The sequence below is a fragment of the Sphingomonas zeicaulis genome, from assembly GCF_050433225.1.
GTDB classification, from domain to species: domain Bacteria; phylum Pseudomonadota; class Alphaproteobacteria; order Sphingomonadales; family Sphingomonadaceae; genus Sphingomonas_D; species Sphingomonas_D zeicaulis.
The window spans coordinates 1,781,810-1,794,725 of sequence record NZ_JBNPXQ010000001.1 but is presented as its reverse complement, the minus strand read 5'-3'; the positions used below and the strand labels follow the sequence as shown (position 1 = coordinate 1,794,725).

General features: G+C 65.4%; 14 protein-coding genes. 7 read left to right on the top strand and 7 right to left on the bottom strand.

Annotation, left to right across the window (positions count from 1 at the left end; genetic code table 11):
• Positions 1-27: 27 nt before the first annotated feature.
• The 6 genes from FHS96_RS08445 to FHS96_RS08420 all read right to left on the bottom strand — a co-directional run bounded on the left by FHS96_RS08445 (position 28) and on the right by FHS96_RS08420 (position 6,047).
• Positions 28-1,122: an acetamidase/formamidase family protein gene (locus FHS96_RS08445; protein WP_429589182.1), complete on the bottom strand. Its 1,095-nt coding sequence runs from the start codon at positions 1,120-1,122 to the stop codon at positions 28-30.
• Positions 1,123-1,173: 51 nt separating this feature from the next.
• Positions 1,174-1,953, bottom strand: a complete 780-nt coding sequence (gene ygiD, locus FHS96_RS08440) for a 4,5-DOPA-extradiol-dioxygenase (protein WP_429589179.1) — start codon at positions 1,951-1,953, stop codon at positions 1,174-1,176.
• Positions 1,954-2,109: 156 nt separating this feature from the next.
• Positions 2,110-2,595, bottom strand: a complete 486-nt coding sequence (locus tag FHS96_RS08435; RefSeq protein ID WP_429589175.1) for a VOC family protein — start codon at positions 2,593-2,595, stop codon at positions 2,110-2,112.
• 194 nt (positions 2,596-2,789) lie between these two features.
• Entirely contained in the window at positions 2,790-4,004 is a 1,215-nt protein-coding gene (locus tag FHS96_RS08430; RefSeq protein WP_429589172.1) for an aromatic ring-hydroxylating oxygenase subunit alpha, read from the bottom strand.
• A gap of 164 nt (positions 4,005-4,168) precedes the next feature.
• A complete protein-coding gene (locus FHS96_RS08425; protein ID WP_429589170.1) occupies positions 4,169-5,416 on the bottom strand; it encodes an MFS transporter in 1,248 nt (415 codons plus the stop codon).
• A gap of 136 nt (positions 5,417-5,552) precedes the next feature.
• Positions 5,553-6,047, bottom strand: coding sequence for a MarR family winged helix-turn-helix transcriptional regulator (locus FHS96_RS08420; RefSeq protein WP_429589168.1), 495 nt, complete (start codon positions 6,045-6,047; stop codon positions 5,553-5,555).
• A gap of 78 nt (positions 6,048-6,125) precedes the next feature.
• Between FHS96_RS08420 and FHS96_RS08415 the strand changes: the two genes are divergently transcribed.
• From FHS96_RS08415 to FHS96_RS08400, 4 genes are all read left to right on the top strand, one after another.
• Complete coding sequence (locus FHS96_RS08415) at positions 6,126-7,016, top strand: branched-chain amino acid aminotransferase (protein WP_429589166.1); 891 nt, start codon at positions 6,126-6,128, stop codon at positions 7,014-7,016.
• 16 nt (positions 7,017-7,032) lie between these two features.
• A complete protein-coding gene (locus tag FHS96_RS08410; protein WP_429589163.1) occupies positions 7,033-7,371 on the top strand; it encodes a hypothetical protein in 339 nt (112 codons plus the stop codon).
• A 78-nt stretch (positions 7,372-7,449) separates the two neighbouring features.
• The gene (locus FHS96_RS08405) at positions 7,450-8,238 is read left to right on the top strand and encodes a nucleotidyltransferase family protein (protein WP_429589160.1); all 789 of its coding nucleotides are present in this window, start codon (positions 7,450-7,452) and stop codon (positions 8,236-8,238) included.
• Positions 8,222-8,950 (top strand): metallophosphoesterase family protein, encoded by a 729-nt coding sequence (locus tag FHS96_RS08400; RefSeq protein WP_429589157.1) that lies wholly within the window; start codon positions 8,222-8,224, stop codon positions 8,948-8,950. Before FHS96_RS08405 ends, FHS96_RS08400 begins: the two co-directional genes overlap by 17 nt.
• On the opposite strand, the gene FHS96_RS08395 is transcribed toward FHS96_RS08400, so the two are convergent.
• On the bottom strand, positions 8,947-9,585 hold the full coding sequence (locus FHS96_RS08395) for a TetR/AcrR family transcriptional regulator (RefSeq protein ID WP_429589154.1): 639 nt from the start codon (positions 9,583-9,585) through the stop codon (positions 8,947-8,949). The two genes, FHS96_RS08400 and FHS96_RS08395, sit on opposite strands and share 4 nt — an antisense overlap.
• A 260-nt stretch (positions 9,586-9,845) precedes the next feature.
• Here FHS96_RS08395 and FHS96_RS08390 point away from each other — a divergent pair, with 260 nt between their 5' ends.
• From FHS96_RS08390 to FHS96_RS08380, 3 genes are read left to right on the top strand one after another with little or no spacing between them, the layout of a single operon-like run.
• Positions 9,846-10,826: an LLM class flavin-dependent oxidoreductase gene (locus FHS96_RS08390; RefSeq protein WP_429589152.1), complete on the top strand. Its 981-nt coding sequence runs from the start codon at positions 9,846-9,848 to the stop codon at positions 10,824-10,826.
• A 14-nt stretch (positions 10,827-10,840) separates the two neighbouring features.
• Positions 10,841-11,767, top strand: coding sequence for an alpha/beta hydrolase (locus tag FHS96_RS08385; protein WP_429589149.1), 927 nt, complete (start codon positions 10,841-10,843; stop codon positions 11,765-11,767).
• Entirely contained in the window at positions 11,764-12,906 is a 1,143-nt protein-coding gene (locus FHS96_RS08380) for an epoxide hydrolase family protein (RefSeq protein WP_429589146.1), read from the top strand. Before FHS96_RS08385 ends, FHS96_RS08380 begins: the two co-directional genes overlap by 4 nt.
• The last annotated feature ends 10 nt before the right edge of the window (positions 12,907-12,916 follow it).

Here is a 12,916-nt window from a genome sequence, read left to right as displayed (position 1 = left end):
ATATGATGCGGAAGCTGGGCGTCGCGCTCAACCGATATCGAGCACGCTGCCCTTGTCGGGGAAGATGCGGCGTTCGATGCGGCAGTGGATGCCTTGGGTGCCGTCCACCACCTGGGTCACGCCGAAATCGGCGGCGACGCTCATCAGCGAATAGCCGTCGACGCGCGAGAGGCCCTGATGCTCGGTCAGCAGATGAAGCATGTCGGTGGCCGCGCTCTTCATCGCCTCGTCCAGATCGCCGCCGAAGCCGTGGACGATCCAGCAATCGTCGGTCTGCAGCAGCGGCGAGGGGAACTGAAAATCCTTGCGCAGCACGATCTGGAACAGCACGTCCAGCGATGCCTCGATCGCGGTGCCGCTGATCTCGCCATCGCCCTGGCTGACATGCGGGTCGCCGATCGAGAACAGCCCGCCCTTCACCTGCACGGGGTAGAACATCGTCGCACCAGCGCCGATCCGCCAATTGTCGATATTGCCGCCATGAAGGCCAGGCGGGATGGTGCTGACCGGCGCGTCGACCGCGGGCGCGACGCCGGCGGTGCCGAGGTGCGGGCGTGCCGGGATGGTGATGCCGGGAAGGGCGGGGTGACGATCGCATTCCGGGCAGTTGGTCATGCGGCCGGGCAGGCCGTAATCGCCCTCGATGTCATAGGCGTAGAGCGCGCTGGCGGTGTGCGCGTTGCGATCCAGCTTGTAGATCGTCACGCGCTCCTTCTCGCCGAATTCCTTGTAAAGATGACCCCAACTCGCCGACAGGTTCGATCCATAGTTGAAGCGTGGCTTCATCTGGAAATAGCGCACCTCCAGCATGTCGCCGGGCTCCGCGCCCTCCACATAGATCGGGCCGGTCATGATGTGGCAGCCGGGCGCGCGGGTTTCGGGCGCGATCTCGGTGAAGATGCGGCGAATGTCGCAATCCATCATCAGGTTGGGATCATCGCCGGCATGGTGCGTCACCGCCTGCGCCTGGATCAGGTCTCCGCTCTTTACCACCAGCGCCGGTTTGATCTCCGGCGAGAAATAGCCCCAGTGAACCGTCTCGGGCGTCGCCCGCAGATAATGGAGCGCGCTCGGCTGGATATCATCACGGACCGCGGCGGCTTGGGCGCTGATCAGGGCCATCGAAACTCCTCTGGGCAAAAATACGCTGAGACTGTGGGCAGAAAGCGCGGGTCAGGCGCCGATGAGCACGCTCGTCATGCTGAGCGACTTGTGATGGATGAAGTTTGGCTGAAACTCGGCCGGCTCGCCGTCGTGGCGGGCGCCCAGCACGTAGAGCAAAGGCCAGAAATGGTCGGGGGTCGGCACGGAAAGCTTCGCCGCCTCGCCCATCGCCTCGAAATCGATCACCACCTCGGGGCGATCCTCGGCAATGGCATCGACCATCGTCGTGTTGAAGCGCTCCGCCCACGGATAGGCCGGCGCATTGGGATTGCCCCAGTCCATCGCCGGCAGGTTGTGCACGATATTGCCGGTGCCGATGATCAGCACGCCCTCGTCGCGCAGCGGTCGCAGCAGGCGGCCGACCGCCCAATGGTCCGCGGGCGATTTGCCGACATCCATGCCGAGCTGGACGACGGGCACATCCGCCTCCGGATAGGCGTGGACGAGCACGGACCAGGTGCCGTGATCGAGCCCCCAGCCCTGATCGATAGTGACGGGCATCGGGCTCAGCAGTTCGCGCACGCGCCCGGCCAGCTCGGGATCGCCCGGTGCAGGATATTGCACATCGAACAGCGCCTGCGGGAAGGCGCCGAAATCGTGGATGGTGCGCGGCTGCGGCATCGCGGTGACGGCAGTGCCGCGCGTCAGCCAGTGCGCTGAGATGCACAGGATCGCCTTCGGCTTGCCGACGCGTTCCGCAATGGCGTTCCACGTCCGCGTCACCGCGCTCTTCTCGAGCGCGACCATCGGGCTGCCATGGCCGAAGAAAATGACGGGTAGGCGGCTCATCCGCTGAAACTCCACTTCACCTGATTGTTGTGCACCGACGCGCCCCTGATCGCGTTCCGTGCGGCCCCTGTTTCTGTGCCTGACGCTAGGTAGACGCGGGCTTCGGGGTCTTGCGGCGCGACGCACAAGAACTTGTCGCCGCGCCGCCCGTCGCAGTTATTCGCGGGTGAAGTTCGCGGGAATTTGCGGATTTTCGCCGGCCTTGCCCCACAGCACGATCTCATTGCCCCAGGGATCGGCGAAGGCGTGGTTATAGCCGTTGAATTCTTTCCAATAATGGTTGCGCCACAAGATGGTCGCGCCCAGCTTTTCCGCGGCGGCGAGGATGCGATCGGCGCTGTCGTCGTCGCTGATCAGCACCCAGATCCGCGGCTTGCGGCCACCAGCCGAGAGCGTCCGCGGCTCGACGCCGGCGGGTTCGGGGTGGGGGCGGGCATTGCCTGCGTCGAAGATACCCAGGTGGAGGTTGCCGATCTGGCTGTCGCTTCCATCCTTGTTCTTGAAGAAGCCGCCCGGCACCATGCGGTGATAGATGCCCTCGGGCCGCGCATCATTTTCCCAACCGAACACCTCGGCATAGAAGGCGCCGGCAGCGGCGGGATCGTCCGAGGCGAGATCGACAAAGATCAGCGTGTTGGTCATTTCTGTGCTCCTGTGCTGTCGTCGCGAGGGGTATTCAGCACCGCGCTCCGGTGCGCGGCGGCGGACGCACAAAAGCTTGATCGCCATCCCCCGCCCGCTCCCGGAAGGAGCCCAAAAAGAAGGCGGCACCGGTTCCGGAGAACCGATGCCGCAAGTCCCTTCCCGAACCGCGGGAAGGGGCAGGAGAGCGTTGATCAGGCGGCGCCGCTGCGGCGCAACTGGGTGACGGGCGCGGACGGGCCGCGGCGGCGGTTCCATTCGCTCCAGTAGCGATCGACCAGCCACAGGTTGAACTGGCGCTGCGCGCCTTCCTGCCAGCTATAGCGACCGCGCGGCGCGAACTTCGATTGCAGGCCCTGCTGTACCAGCAGGTCAACATGCAGATCCTGCTCGACGATTTCGTACACCGCCTCGTCGTTCATCTTCATCTTGAGCTCGTAGAGCGGGTCCGACATCGCTTCCGGGTGGAGCAGCGTGCCCATCGTCAGCGCGTGACTGGCGCCGCCATGCGCGTCGAGAATCAGGAACAGGACCATGTCGCTCATGATCACCATCGACAGGCTCGGCGGCAGGTTCACGAACAGCAGCCTATGGCGTTCCTCGTCGGTGAGCTTGGGAAAAACCGGGAAGACCGCTTTCTGCGTCGCGTTGAAGCTGGCATCGGGGTGGAGCGAGCCGTTCAGCCGATAATAGCCGGCGGTGTTCTCGGGCAGCTCGGGGAAGCTGGCGAGCGAGCTCGGCACGAAATCGTGCAGCGGGCCCTGGTGGAGACGGTTGGCGTGGTAACCATCATTGTTGTTCTCGAACATCACCTTCCAGTTCCACGCATAATGCGTGGGCGCCTGCGGGCGGGGACCACGCAGCGAGGCGAAGTCGTAATTGGCGACGACCTCTTCCAGACCCGCCAGCCGCGGCTTGAGCGGTGCGGCATCTGCATCGAAGTTGATGAAGACGAAACCGTGCCAGCTCTCGATGCGCAGCTTGGGCAGGCTGGCTGATTTCTTGTCGAAATTGCAGGTCTTGTTCATCGCCGGCGCGCCGACCAGCGTGCCATCGAGATCATAGGTCCAGTGGTGATAGGGGCAGACGAAGGCGCGGGTGTTGCCGGCGCCTTCCGCTACCAGCATTGCGCGGTGTTGGCATACGGCGGACATTGCGTTGAGCTGGTCGTTGCGGTCGCGCGCGACGATCACCGGCTCGCCGGCATGGGTGGCGGTGAAGAAATCTCCGGGCTTCTCCGCCCATTCCTCGCGCCCCACGCATAGCCATTCGCGATAGAAGATCGCCTCGCGTTCGAAGCGGAAGAATTCCTCGTCCGTATAGCAGGCCGGCGGCAGCGTATCGGCTTCCAGCGTATCGCGGATCGAACTCGAGAAGCTGTCGAAGAACTGGTCGGTCAGAATCGTCATTCAATCGGTCCCGTCGGCTGTGTCGGCCCGGCGACGCGCACCAGGATGGCGCCGCCGGACCTCTCACGGATGGTGGATGGTTTAGCGCCGCCTTTTGCCGGCGGCTTTGCGCTCCGCGCCGTCTCTTTTGGCAGGGACGGTGCGTAGCGGGTGATGCGCGCGGTTTATTCCGCGGGCATCAGTTCCGCAGTCTCGGCCACCGCATCGCCCGGCCGGCGCGGCGCGCGCAGCAGGAAGAGGGTGGAGAGGAAGGCGAGGCCGAGAAGCCCGGCGAAGGCGAGGAAGGCGGCGGCGAAGCTGCCGGTGGTATCGGCGATGTTGCCGGCGAAGGGCGGGCCGAGCACCGCGAAAGTGGTCGCCATCGTTGCCATCGCGGTCATGTCACCCGCGATCGCCGCGCCGAAATAGCGCAGCAGCAGGATGTGCGCGCTCAGCCAGGAAAGCCCCCAGCCGATGCCGAACAGCACGGCCGAGGCATAGACCGCCGGCTCGACGCGCACGACGTAGAGCAGGAGCATCGCTCCGCACTGCAGCGCAAGCCCGCCGACCAGCAGGCTCTTGGGGGCGACCTTCTCGCTCAGCGCGCCGGTCACGCCCTTGGCGACGGTGCCGGCGAACGCCAGCAGGCTCATCGCGAAGGCGCCGGCGGTGGCACCAAGGCCAAGGGTGGCGACGTGGGCGACCAGTGCGGAGTGCATCGTCGTGACCACGGTCTGCACGACCATCATCGCGAAGGCGAGGATCAGGAAGGAGGGCGTGAGCAGCGCCTGCCGTACGGTCCAGGGCGAGCCGCCGGTTGCATCATGGCCCTTCGCGGCGGCGTTGGTCACTTGCTCCACGCTTTCCACCTTCACCGCATCGCGGATGCCGACCAGGCAGATCAGGCCGTAAACCAGCGCGAAGATCGCCATCACGATCCAGTGCATCCGCCAGCTTCCGCTCGCGCCGACGATCGTCTCGACGATCAGAGGACCGGCAATCCCGCCGGCCGCCCCCGCCATGAAATAAATGCCGATCATCCGAGCCGAGGTATTGGGAAACCATGTGGCGAGCAGATAGACCGCCGGGGATGGAGCGATCAGCGAGAAGCCGATCCCCATCAGCGAGGTCGCGACGAAGAAGAAACCAAGCGCCTGAATGCCCGAGGCGATGAAGAAGCCGACCGCCAGCACCAGCGCGCCGAACGCCATCGTCAGCCGGGTGCCGAACATCTTCATCATCATCGGCGGCAGGGGGCTGCTGAGCCCGCACGCGAGGCCGAGCAGGGAGAAGCTGAAGCCGGCGGCTGCCTGTGACCAGCCCAGTTCGGCAACCATCGTATAGAGTACATAGCCCAGCGACGTGAACGTCGTGGCCGTTACGAAGAAGAAGCCGAGCGACGAGATGATCATGACGATTAGGTTGCGCGGCATAGCTCGCTCCAGAAGTGGCGCCCGTTTCGCAGGGATGCAAGGCCCGACGATTGCGGGGAAGCTGACACAGCGGTGCCACGCCGCTCTTGATGATCCGCGCAAGAAGAATTGACCCGGGTGGCGAACGCCCGCCCGTTTAGCCTTTTCGTCGCAACCCCTCGACGCGCGGGCGCTCCTCCGGTGGGATCAGGCCGTCGAGCACCGCCCAGAAGCCGGAAACCGAATCCTGGCCGGCCGCCGCATAGGCCACCGACATCCGCTCTCGCAGTGCCTCGAACAGCTCGGCCTCTAGCGCGAGGCCGGCCGGCGTCAGCCGCAGCAGCCGCTGGCGACGGTCCGTGGGGCCGGGGCGGCTTTCCACCAGCCCGCGGTCGGATAGCTCGTTGAGCACGCGGCCCAGCGACTGCTTGGTGATGGCGAGCAGCCCGAGCAACTCGCTGACCGACAGGTTCGGGCTGCGCGCGATGAAATAGAGTGTGCGGTGGTGCGCGCGCCCCAGCCCTTGCTTCGCCAGCCCCTCGTCGATCCCGCGATACAGATGGCTGTAGCCGAAATAGAGCAGTTCGATGCCGCGGCGGATTTCCGCCTCGCGCAGGAAGAGCGCGGATGCGCCTTGGTTTATGACAGCCATGTTGACCTATTTTGCCGCGGACGGTACACGCACTAAAGCCCCGGATGGGCCCACATACGGATTCGGTGAGGATGGACGATGGCCGATACGCGCACCTATGACGACCGTGATGGTTGGATCTGGTTCGACGGCAAGCTTGTGCCCTGGCGCGAGGCGAACATCCACGTACTGACGCATGGGCTGCATTATGCCTCCTCGGTATTCGAGGGGCAACGCGCCTATGGCGGCACCATCTTCGCGCTGACGAAGCATAGCGAGCGGTTGGTCAATTCGGCGGGCATCCTAGGCTTCGAGCTTCCATGGAGCGTCGCCGAGATCGACGCTGCGTGCATCGCGGTGATGAAGGCGAACGACCTGACCGACTGTTACGTGCGGCCAGTAGCGTGGCGCGGATCGGAACAGATCGGTGTCGCAGCGCAGGCAACGAAGCCGCACCTCGCGATCGCGGCGTGGGAATGGGGGGCCTATTTCGGTGAGGATGCGCTGGCAAAGGGGCTGCGGCTCGATATCGCGCCGTGGCGTCGCCCGGCACCGCATACCGCGCCGGTCCATGCCAAGGCGTCCGGCCTCTACATGATTGCGACGATGTCGAAGCATCATGCCGAGGGGCGGGGCTTCAACGACGCGCTGATGTTCGATTGGCGCGGGCAGGTGGCCGAGGCGACCGGCGCCAATGCCTTCTTCATCCGCGACAATGTGATCCACACACCCACGCCCGACTGCTTCCTGAATGGCATCACCCGCCAGACCGTGATCCAGCTGGCGAAGAAACGTGGCATCGAAGTGCAGGAACGTGCGATCTGGCCGGAGGAACTCGAGACGTTCGAGCAATTCTTCCTGACCGGCAGCGCCGCCGAGGTCACTCCGGTCGGCTCGGCGGGGCCGTGGACTTTCGAAGTCGGAGCGCTGACCCGCCAGATCCAGAAGGATTATTCGGATCTGGTCAACGGCCGACTTTCGAACTGGTGAGCGGGCACAAAGGATGATGTCGGCCGTTCTTGGATGGATGAGTGGTGCCCTCGTCCATGTGCCGATCGCCGTCGGCGTCCAACTCGCAAGCTGGGGTATCGGTCGCGCGCTGGGCGTGCCGACCCGCGCGGGGCTGTGGCTCGGCGCCTTCGCCGGCAGCACGGTGTGCGGGATGCGGGAGGTCACCCAGCATGAATATCGCTGGATCGAAGCGTTCGGCAACGGGCGCCGCGCGAATATGGCGGGCTATGAAGGGCTGAAGGTCTGGGATTGGAACCGGCACTCGATCGAGGAAACGGTGCTGGCGGTAGCTGCGGTTGCTGTCGTCGCGTTCGTCGCGGGCCGCCGGCGCTGATGCCCTTGGGCGGAACCAGCGCCCGCATCCTCCCGTTATCGTCCCTCCCGCACCCCCGCGGGGCGGAACGCGAGGACCATGTCGGATCTGCCAGCCCCCATCGATTGCAGCATCTTCGATCCACCCGAAGACGCCGTCGAATTCTATGCCGAGAGCCTGCGCTTGCTGAATAGCTGGAAGGTGCCGTTCCTGCTGTCGGGCACATACGCGCTCACCTGTCACACCGGCGTGATCCGGCCCACCAAGGATATCGACATTTTCTGCAAGGCCGGCGATGCGCCGCGCCTGCTCGCCCATTTCAAGGAAGCCGGATACCGCATTACCGTCGAGGATGATCGCTGGATCGGCAAGGTGTGGGACGGCGAGAACTTCTTCGACGTCATCTACAACATTTCGTCGGCTTCGATCCCGGTGACCGACACCTGGTTCACCGAGGTGTATGAGGCGGATATCTACGGCCAGCGCGTGCGGATCACGCCGCCCACCGAATTCATTCTCTCCAAGCTCTTCATCCAGGATCGCTACCGCTATGACGGGGCGGACGTCGCGCACGTGATCCTGCGCAAGCATGACGAAATCGACTGGCAGCGGCTGCTGTCCGCCATGGAACTGCACTGGGAAGTGCTGCTGATCCATCTGCTGAACTTCCGCTTCATCTATCCCACCGAGCGCGACCTCGTGCCGCGCTGGCTGTTCGATACGCTGATCGAACGCGTACGTGCGCAGGCGGAACTGCCGCCGGCCAACGTCAAGGTCTGCCGCGGCCGCCTGCTGTCGCCGCGCGACTATGTGGTGGACATCACCAATTGGGGTTTCGCCGACGTCGTCGGCAAGGGCCTGGAGGAAAAGCATGAGCGACATTTCTGAGCCGCTCCGCCTCGCGGCGATCGGCGACCTGCACGTCACCGAAGACTCGCACCAGCGCTACCGCGCCTTGTTCGAGGAGATTTCCGAGAAAGCCGATGTGCTGGCGCTGTGCGGTGATCTCACGAATTTTGGCAAGGTCAGCGAGGCTGAGGTGCTGGCCGAGGATCTGCGCGGCTGCACCATTCCCGCCGTCGGCGTGCTCGGCAATCATGATTATGAATGCGGCGCGCCCGAGGAGGTGGTTCGCATCCTGCGGCAGGCGGGAGTGACCATCCTCGACGAGCAGGCGGTGGAGATCGAGGGCGTCGGCTTCGCCGGCGTGAAGGGCTTCGTTGGTGGCTTTGGCCGCGGCGAGCTTGGCGGCTTTGGTGAGAGCGCGATCAAGGCGTTCGTCGAGGAATCGGTGAACGAGGCACGCAAGCTGGAAAACGGCCTGCGTTCGCTACGCACCGATCGCGCCGTGGCGGTGCTCCATTATGCGCCGATCCCGGAAACGGTCGAGGGCGAGCCGGCGGAGATTTACCCTTTCCTCGGCTCATCCCGCCTAGCCGATGCAGTCGATCGCTTCGACAATGTGAAGGCGGTGGTGCACGGCCACGCCCATCGCGGCACCTATGAGGGGCGGACGCGTCGCGGCGTGCCGGTGTTCAACTGCGCGCAGTTCGTGGTGAATGGCCGGTTCGAGCGGCCCTACGCGCTGCTGGAGATCTAGGCGACAGCGAGCCTCGCGGCCAGCGCCGCACGTGCGTCCTCGGCGGCCACCGGCAGCGCGAGCAGCGCGAGGCCGTGCGCGGTAACGGTGCACCAGCCCTGTGCATCGATGCGCTGTTCGGACCAGTCGAGCATCGCGCCGGTCAGCAGGTGAACGAAGCAGCGCCCGAACAGCGCGACATTGGCGCCCGCCCGGAAACGATCGGCAGCCGCCGCTTCGGCAACCGCCGATCGCCAGAAATCGATGCCGGGATCGGCTGCTGCTGCGTCATCCGTACCGTCAGTGGGCGAACGATAGACCGCGCCGTAGAGTGCGCGGTGGAAATGCGGGTGGCGGGTGAGATCGTCCGCCAGCAGGTCGACCGCGTCGAACAGCCGCAGCAGCGGATCGGCAGATCCGCCGGCATGCAGCCGCGATTCGAAGCTCGCCCGCTGGTCCGCATAGAGCGCCGCGATCACCCCCCGCTTAGACCCGAACAGGTTGTAGGGGGTTGCCTCCGCCACGCCCGCTTCGTCCGCCAGCCGCCGCATCGAAATGTCAGACGTTGCCAAGATCCGCCGCGCCGCATCGAGCAACGCCGCGCGCCGCTCACTCTTAGCCTGTTCCCGCCTGCCCTGATTCAGCTGAGTTGCCACGTCGCAACTCTAGACGAAGATGGCGCCTTGCAAAATATTATAGCGCGCTATAAAAATATTCCGACGCCGGCACAGACCGGCGGCAGGTGGAGAGGGCAGATGAAATTCTCGGCATGTTTCGAGGCGCAGATGGTCGATACCTCGCGCGAGAGCGAGCAGCGGACCTTTCACGAAGCGGTGGAACAGGCGGTTTATGCCGAGGAAATGGGGCTGGACGGCATCTGGCGGTCGAGCACCACGCGCTCACCCAATATTCGCACATGTCCTCGCCGGAGACCTTTCTGGCGTTCGTCGCGGGCAAGACCGATCGGATCCGGATCGGTCATGGCGTGATCTGCCTGCCACCGGCGATGAACCATCCGGTGAAGGTGGCGGAACGGGTGGCGACGCTGGACATATTGTCGCGCGGGCGCGTCAACTTTGGCATCGGCAAGGGCGGCACCCAGCAGGAAGCAGGCACCTTCGGCTATGATCTCGCCGAGCTTCAGCCGATGATCGACGAGTCGATGTATCTGATCCCCAAGATCATGGTCGAGGAGGAGATCGAGCATCACGGCAAATATATCGACATCCCACTGAGGCCGATCCACCCCAAGCCGTGGCAGCAGCCGCACCCGCCGATGTTCATGGCCGCGACGCGGGAGGAATCGCTGATCGCCGCCGCGTCGCGCGGCCTCGGCGGCATGATCCTTGGGTTCAGCAAGCCCGATGACACCGCCCGCCTCAACGCCGCCTATCGCGCCGCCTTCGCCGCGCGTGATCCGGCGCAGCAGGTGCCCTATGTGCCCAACGAATATCTCGCCGTCGGCTGCCCGATCATCGTCAGCGACGATCGCGAGAAAGCGCGGCGGATCGGCTTCCGAGGGCAGCGCTTCTTCGCGCAGGCGATCCACTACTGGTATGGCGGCGGCACCAAGCCCGAGGTCGAGGAACTGACCTCGGAAGAACATGCCGCCGAGGTGAAGAAGGTGGAGGCGGCGACCGTTGCCTATCTCAACGAAGCGAAGATCCCGGTCACGTCGGCCGCGACCGACATGTACAATCTCGACCATGCCTATGGCACGCCGGCCGATGCGATCGCGCATATCGAGCGGCTGGAGGCGGCGGGGGCGGACGAGGTGCTGATGCTAATGCAGATGGGCACTGTGCCGCACGAAGCGATCATGGAGACGCTGCGGCACCTCGGCGAGACGATCATACCGCATTTCAGGGCGAAGGAAGCACGGGCCAAGGCGGCCTGACGGAGCGCAGCGCCATGTCGCTCACCCCCGCCGCGCGCGCGATGCTCGGCCAGCTTACCGCGCAGAAGATCGACTGGAGCCGGATCGGCGCGGTCGAATTCCGCGCGATGTCGGCCGCGGTGGTCCAGCCCGCCGACCCGGCCGATCGCGTGGAGACGCGCGATCTCGATGCGGACGGCGTTCGCGTCCGCCTCTATCGCCGTGCCGAGGCGGGCGATGCGCCCGAACCGGTGCTGCTGTTCCTTCATGGCGGCGGCTACATCGCCTGCTCGATCGACAGCCATGAGCGGCTGTGCAGCCGGCTCGCGCGGTTGGCGGGCTGTGCGATCGTCTCGGTCGAGTATCGGCTGGCGCCCGAGAACGTCTTCCCCGCTGCGGTCGACGATGCGTGGACGGCGCTGAACTGGCTGGCGCGTGAGGCCGCCGGGCTCGGCCTCGATCCGGCACGAATCGCGGTGGGCGGCGACAGCGCCGGTGGCACATTGGCAACGGTGGCGGCGGTGCGCGCACGTGACGCGGGCGGGCCGGCGATCGTCCATCAACTGCTGATCTATCCGGGCGCGGATCTGGTCGAACCGACCGAATCACGACGCGCCTTCGCGGAGGGCTATTTCCTCGACGCCGATTTCTCGGAACTCTGCCTCAATGCCTATCTGCCGAGGCGGGAGGATCGCGCGCATCCATGGGTCTCGCCGGCGCGCACCGCGTCGTTGGCCCGGCTGCCGCCCGCGACCATCCTGACTGCCGAATGCGATCCGCTGCGCGACGAGGGGCGGGATTATGCCGCGCGGCTGCGCGCCGCCGGCGTCGCCGTCGACGGCCGGACCTATACTGGCATGTTCCATGGCTTCGTGAGCATGTTCGGGGTGCTGCCCGAAGCCGATGCGGCGGTGGACGATGCTGCCGCCGCGTTGGCGCAGGCCTTCGGAGGCCGCGCGTGACGGTCCGCCCGTTCCGCATCGACATACCCCAGCAGCGATTGGACTGGATCGCGCGGCGGCTCGACGAGGCGGCGTGGCCCGACGAGGCTGCGGGCGATCCCTGGGCTTATGGCACCAGCCAGCCGGCGCTGCGCGACCTCGTCGCTTATTGGCGCGATGAGTATGACTGGCGCGCCCGCGAGGCGGCGATGAACCGCTTGGATCAGGTGCTGGTCGATGTCGAGGTGGATGGCGAAACCTACAGCGTCCACATGATCCACGCGTTAGGAAAGGCGCCCCCGCCGAAGGCGGTGCTGATCAGCCATGGCTGGCCCGGCTCCTTCGTCGAATTCCTCGATGTCATCGGTCCGTTGACCGACCCCGCCGCGCATGGTGGCGATCCGGCGGACGCGATGACAGTGCTGGTGCCCTCGCTGCTCGGCTATGGCTTCTCGTCGAAGCCGAAGCGCCCGATCGGGCCGCGCACCATCGCCAAGGCATTCGACCGTGCTGTCGCTGCGCTCGGCTATACCGACTATGTCGCACAGGGCGGAGACTGGGGATCGTCGGTCTCAGGCTGGCTCGGCTATGAGGGCGCCGGTTGCACCGCGGTGCACATCAACTTCGCGTTCGGCTGGACCAACCCGAACGCAAAGCCCGAGACATCGGACGAGATCGCCGCGATGCAGGCGCTGGGCGAGGTGTGGCGCACCGAAGGCGGCTATATGGTCGTGCAGTCGACCAAGCCCATCTCGCTGTCTTACGCGATGGCGGACAGTCCGCTGGGCGTGGCGGCCTGGATCCTCGAGAAATTCCACGGCTGGTCGCAACTGCCCGACGGCGATCTCTGGACGGTCCACACCCGCGAACGCGTCCTCGACAATATCATGGTCTATCTCGCCGGCGATACGTTCGGCACCGCGTCATGGCTCTATCGCGGCGTGCTCGATGAGCCGGTGCCGGCGGGTGCGCGGGTCGAAAAGCCGGTGTCGGTGGCGAATTTCCCCGGGGAAGGGGCACTGTTCCCGCGATCTTGGGTGCAGAAGAGCTACAACGTCGTCCGCTGGACCGAATTGCCGCGCGGCGGGCATTTCGCGGCGATGGAGCAGCCGGACCTGTTTGTGGAGGATCTGCGGGGGTTCGTGCGCACGCTGCGCTGAACGCCGGACA